This is a genomic window from Hydrogenophaga sp., assembly GCF_041633695.1.
Classification (GTDB): Bacteria; Pseudomonadota; Gammaproteobacteria; order Burkholderiales; family Burkholderiaceae_C; genus Hydrogenophaga.
In genome coordinates this window covers 1-4,923 of sequence record NZ_JBFJMY010000321.1, presented here as the reverse complement: position 1 = coordinate 4,923, position 4,923 = coordinate 1, and the positions used below count along the sequence as shown (strand labels likewise).

At 59.2% G+C, this 4,923-nt stretch carries 4 protein-coding genes; all 4 read right to left on the bottom strand.

Features of this window, described 5'->3' with window-relative positions; genetic code table 11:
- A partial coding sequence (ribD, locus tag ABYB95_RS17000; protein ID WP_372659741.1) for a bifunctional diaminohydroxyphosphoribosylaminopyrimidine deaminase/5-amino-6-(5-phosphoribosylamino)uracil reductase RibD occupies nucleotides 1–952 on the bottom strand: 952 nt, incomplete at its 3' end.
- Nucleotides 937–1,320, bottom strand: a complete 384-nt coding sequence (locus tag ABYB95_RS16995) for a type IV pilin protein (RefSeq protein WP_372659742.1) — start codon at nucleotides 1,318–1,320, stop codon at nucleotides 937–939. The genes ribD and ABYB95_RS16995, both read right to left, overlap by 16 nt.
- Nucleotides 1,321–1,385: 65 nt before the next feature.
- Complete coding sequence (locus ABYB95_RS16990) at nucleotides 1,386–4,700, bottom strand: pilus assembly protein (RefSeq protein WP_372659740.1); 3,315 nt, start codon at nucleotides 4,698–4,700, stop codon at nucleotides 1,386–1,388.
- Nucleotides 4,701–4,719: 19 nt separating this feature from the next.
- The coding region (locus tag ABYB95_RS16985) for a hypothetical protein (protein WP_372659739.1) at nucleotides 4,720–4,923 on the bottom strand (204 nt) is incomplete at its 5' end.

Sequence of the window (4,923 nt, the reverse complement as noted above, 5' to 3'; positions counted from 1 at the left end):
GCAATTCGTTGACCTCGCGCCGGCCCAGATCCAGCAGCATGGCGGCCAGGTCGACCTTGCGCTCGGTGCCCGGTTGACGGCCCGGCATGGCGATCACCGTGGCACCCCGTGCTACCAGCGCCTGCTGTCGATCGGGTGCCGGGGTCGCGCAATAAATCAAAATCTGGCGCGGCAGGCCATGTGCAGGGGTTTGGAACAGGCGCGCGCCAAGTGGTGTTTCCAACCGGCTGTCCACGATCACCAAATGCGGCTGGCGCGGCGTTTGCACCAGCCGCACATCCAGCATGGGGTCGTCTTGCAGCACCGTGCCGATGCCCGTGAGTACCGCACAGGCGCGGGCACGCCAGGCGTGTCCATCGGTGCGCGCGGTTTCGCCGGTGATCCACTGGCTGACACCGTTGTCCAGCGCCGTGGTGCCATCGAGCGACGCGGCCATCTTCATCCGCACCCACGGAGTTTTGCGGATCATGCGGCTGAAGAAGCCAATATTGAGTTCGCGGGAAGCGCGTGCAACTGAGCCGTCTGCAGGACGCAAATCCACCGCAACACCCGCCGCGCGCAAGCGCTCAATACCTTGTCCAGCGACTTTGGGGTTGGGGTCACCCACCGCCACCACCACCTTGGCCACTTGGGCTGCGATCAAGGCGTCGCAGCAAGGCGGGGTTCGGCCATGGTGGGAGCAGGGTTCGAGGGTGACGAACACCGTCGCACCGACCACCGACTCGCCCCGGGCTTGCGCGTCACGCAGAGCCATCACTTCGGCGTGCGGGCCTCCCGCTTGCTGCGTATGGCCTTCGCCGATCAAGCGCCCCTCGGGGCTGTAAATGGTGCAGCCTACCCGGGGGTTGGGGTTGGAGAGGAAGGTAGCCTGGGTTGCCTGCTTCAGTGCCTGGGAAAGCGGATCTGCGTTTTGATCCCGCTCCGCTTCAGTTGCAGCTACCGATTCCAGCATTCTTGGGGCGACAGAGGAGTCGAGACCACTGATGTGGAGGTTTGCGTACGCGTGCCAGCCTGATTGAGTATGAAGCCTCCACAAGCGTCGCTGGCTTGCGTGACTGTTGGCGTTGCGGTGAACGTGTAGGTTGCTCTGGTGGTCGAGTTGGCCACGACGGTATACCTGCCGCCTTCGACTGCCAGGACGCCAGCTGGAATTTCTGCATTGACGGGGTACCTGCCTTGGGCGGTGGCGGCGCGCTCCATCCACTGAGACGCTTGCAAAAGCGCCCCTCGCGCATTGGCACGGTGGCTTCGCTGCACATATTGTGTGTAGCTGGGCAAGGCGATGGCTGCCAAGATGGCGACCAAAGCCACGACAATCATCATCTCGATGAGGGTGAAGCCCCTGGCCTGTGGCGGGATTTTTGGTGTGGGCATAGGGTTCGTGTTCATCGCACCTGCCGCCAGTCGGATCGCAGGCCTGGGCCGTTACCTGTGGTCAAGCGGGTGGAGCTGGTTTCAAGAGGGGGAGTGGAGCCGGAACTGTTTTGGCCTGAGGTTTGGTTCTTGAACGAAATCAAGTCCAGCCCACCATCGTTTCGATAGAGCGACAGATACTGCCCGCTGCTGATTTCCACTTGAGTGGCCATGCTCAGATCCATGGTGGTATCGGAGCTTTGGAAAACGGCGGTGGTGGCAGGTCGACCGGTAAACACATTCAGGACGCGAATCCAGTTTCTCTCCGTGGAGATGTCGAAATCGCAGGTTTCGCCATCCGAACCCGTTTTGGGTGATTGGCTGTTGATGATGACCTTTTCTCCCTCAAACGCCAGCGGCGAACTCAGCACCCGCTCACGCGAGGTCGGCATATCCATGAACCAGCCTCGTTTGGAGTTTGTCACGGACAAAGAATAGGTCACTGTGTTGGATGAGGTGTTTGCAAAACTGGTTGTGACCGTTGATCCGGACGCCGTGCTGGTCACGGCACTCAGTACGGTTTGCTGCACCAACACATTTCTGCTGTCTGCAATGGCGATGTTTCTCGTGTCGGTGGAGGTGACGGTCGTCGAAGTCGCACTGTATTGGCTGACGTCCCACACCGAATAGATGGACTGTGTGCTGGTGTTGGTTCGATCACTGTCGGTGACGTTGATGCCTGTCCCGAACAGGACTTGAATGCCGCCCAAAGGGTGCCGCTTCCAAAGCGGAGCCACCGTGATTGGCTGGCGGTTGTTGCTGCCATCTTTGGCGATATAGAGCGGACTGCAGGTGGTGGTGTTTTTGCAAGGAGTGGAGCCGGACCAGTTGCTGACACCCCAATCGGTGTCGCTGGTGCTGGTGAGGTTGAATTTCCACAGGTTGCCCTTGAGGTCACCAGCATATGCAAAATCCATTTTTCCATCGCCATTGACGTCCACCAGACGAGGTGCCGATAGGCCATTCGACTGGCCGGTGGTGGAGTTGGCCACAATTTTCAACAGCGTTTTGCTGCCGTCTAAGTATTGGATCAACAGCACGGGTCGCTCGTTGTAGCTATTCACTCCATTGCCCATTACCACCGCCCAACGTTGGTTGTTCAGTTTGACGATTTGCTCGCTCAGTCTTTCCGACCCCAACTCGATCACGGGCTGCGCATAGATGTGCCCAATGTCATCGAGATCGGTGCCGGTGTTTGTCGTGCTGGCGGGGAAACTCTTGTCCAACAACACCATCGTGGATGTGAATGCGGTGGGTGTCGTTACGTTCAACGCGAAGTAACCCCTGGCGCCCGCGCCCAGTCCGCTGACCAACACCGTACGCCAACTGGGTGTGGTGGATGTGCCGGTGGTGTAGCTGAGGTCGGCATCACCGGTGAATGGGTTGCCGTCGACGAAGTAGCGGTGGCTGTAGTTGGGCAGCGTGTATTCCCGCAAGTTTGAATAAACGCCCACGGGTACATATGCGAAGCGCTCCTGTCCGGTCGATGCGTTGAAGGCATGGAGCATGCCGTCGTTGGCGCCCACAAACAGTGTCGGCGTGCGATTGATCTGGCTTGACCGGAAGGCTGGATGGCCACTGTGTTCGTACGACATGCGCAAGGGGCGACCACTGAACCATATGTTGGAGTTGACGATATCGCCAAGCCGGGAATTGCGCGTGCGCATGCTGCTGCCTTCCTGGCTCCGATCGCCCCGAAGGTACGTCACCCGGTTTTGTCCCACGGTGGCGGAGTCACTGCCCTGCAATGCACTCTTTTGTGATGTAGACAGGTTGTTCCAGTCGAAGGTGGTTCCGGTGGACCCGCTCGCTGACGTGAACACGGGCCGGTTGCTCACACTGAAGCTGGCGCTGTTGAACCAGCTCGAAGCCGTCCAAGTCGGGGTCGTTGCAACTTCGTTGGTGCCTTTGGTGATTCCATACGACCCCAGTTCTCCGCTCCATCCCGCTGTGTTGAACCCCGCCACATACGCAGCGCCGTCGGCCCTCAGTCTGCTGGAGCTGCTCGCCACGCTGACCAACGGGCTTGCGGTCTGAGTGAGGATATCGTCAAGAATGCCTTGGAAGGCCGTCACCAGGGCTGCAGCGTTGGGTGCCGGAACGAACCGACCACGGCTATTGAGAGCTGCATGCCACAGCTCAACCTGTCGGCTATCGGTGCGAGCGGAATAGTTCGTGGCCCCGTCACACCCTTGGTTGTTGCCCGTCCCACAAAATGGAGAAGGCCAGCCAACGCGCCCTGTGATCAAGTTCGGAAGATCGCCCGAAAAGGTGTTTCCTCCCCATGTGGGCGATCCCGTCCAAGCTGCTGCCGTGTTGAAACCAATGGTGTAGTTCACCATGCTTTGCCACGTGGCCGGGTTGTTTCGAGGGTTCCAGAACGGCGTTAGCGCGGTACTGGCACCGCTGCCATCGGTTGCCGTGAAAATTTCGGTCGTGGTCCTGTCCATGACCGAGCGAACGTTGTCGGTCAACGTTGGCTGCAGATCCGTCGCCCAATAATAAAAAGCCAGATCGGACAACGTACTCAAATTGTCTGCCGCACCGGTGGCCGGGTTGGTGGTGGCGCCTCCCCAAGCATCCCGGTACAGCCTGGTTTGATCACTGGTGACGCTATATGTCATCGTGGCGGTGAGGGCCTTGTTCGTGTTGTCGGCATTTCCCCCCCGTACGATACGCGGGCCATTGTTGGTCGCCGCCGTGTCCACATGTTGTGAGGTCGAGGACGTGCCACTGTTCCATCCGCCATCGGTCATGAAAATATGGTAGTTTTTGCGGCAGGACAAAACGGGGTTCAGCGTGGTTCCTGGAACCGCCGCCCAAGGGCTGGCATTGTTGGTGCCAATGGGCGCCATCAGATAATCCCCGGCGTTGGACAGCATCAAGTGGCTAGGTGTCCCGCCACCTTCAGTCAGACTTCTGGCCCACGCATCAAAATTGGTGCGATGAGTCCCGCTGAGGGAGCGCATGCCGTTGTAGTTGCCGCAGGCCACCGTGCTGGCGCCAATTTGCGGACACCGATTCATCGATTGCCATGCCAAACGAATGCGGTCATCTGCGACTGAGCTGCCAATGCCAAATGTCGCGGTCAAGGCCGCGCGCAAAGTAGCAATGCCGGTGGCCCCCATGCTTCCCGAGTCGTCGACCGACACAATGATGTTAGGCGCCGGTTCTCTCGCCGCGCCCGGCGGTGATTGCACAAGGGAGAGTTGCCCCGAAAACGCTGGCAACTGGGTCAGAAGCAGCGTCAATCCAAGGGCATAAACCAGAAATCGGGGGTGGTTCATTGTGAGTCCTCCTCGCAGGCTATCGTTCATTCTCTGGCCTAGGCATGTACATGGAGCGCAGCCAGACCTGCGTACCCGGTTTTTGACCCTGCACGAACGCAGTTATGCGATAGATGAAGGGGTGGTTGTCCTTGTCGGGCAGGACCACGTCTGTGGGATTCACTCCAAATGCGGTGTTGAAATGAAATACCTCGACCCAGTACCAAGCCTGGGGTGGGTTTCT

Excerpts from the sequence above, each read along its gene's own strand:
- ABYB95_RS16995 (WP_372659742.1), bottom strand. The coding sequence starts at position 1,320 with ATGATTGTCGTGGCTTTGGTCGCCATCTTGGCAGCCATCGCCTTGCCC.
- ABYB95_RS16990 (WP_372659740.1), bottom strand. The coding sequence starts at position 4,700 with ATGAACCACCCCCGATTTCTGGTTTATGCCCTTGGATTGACGCTGCTT.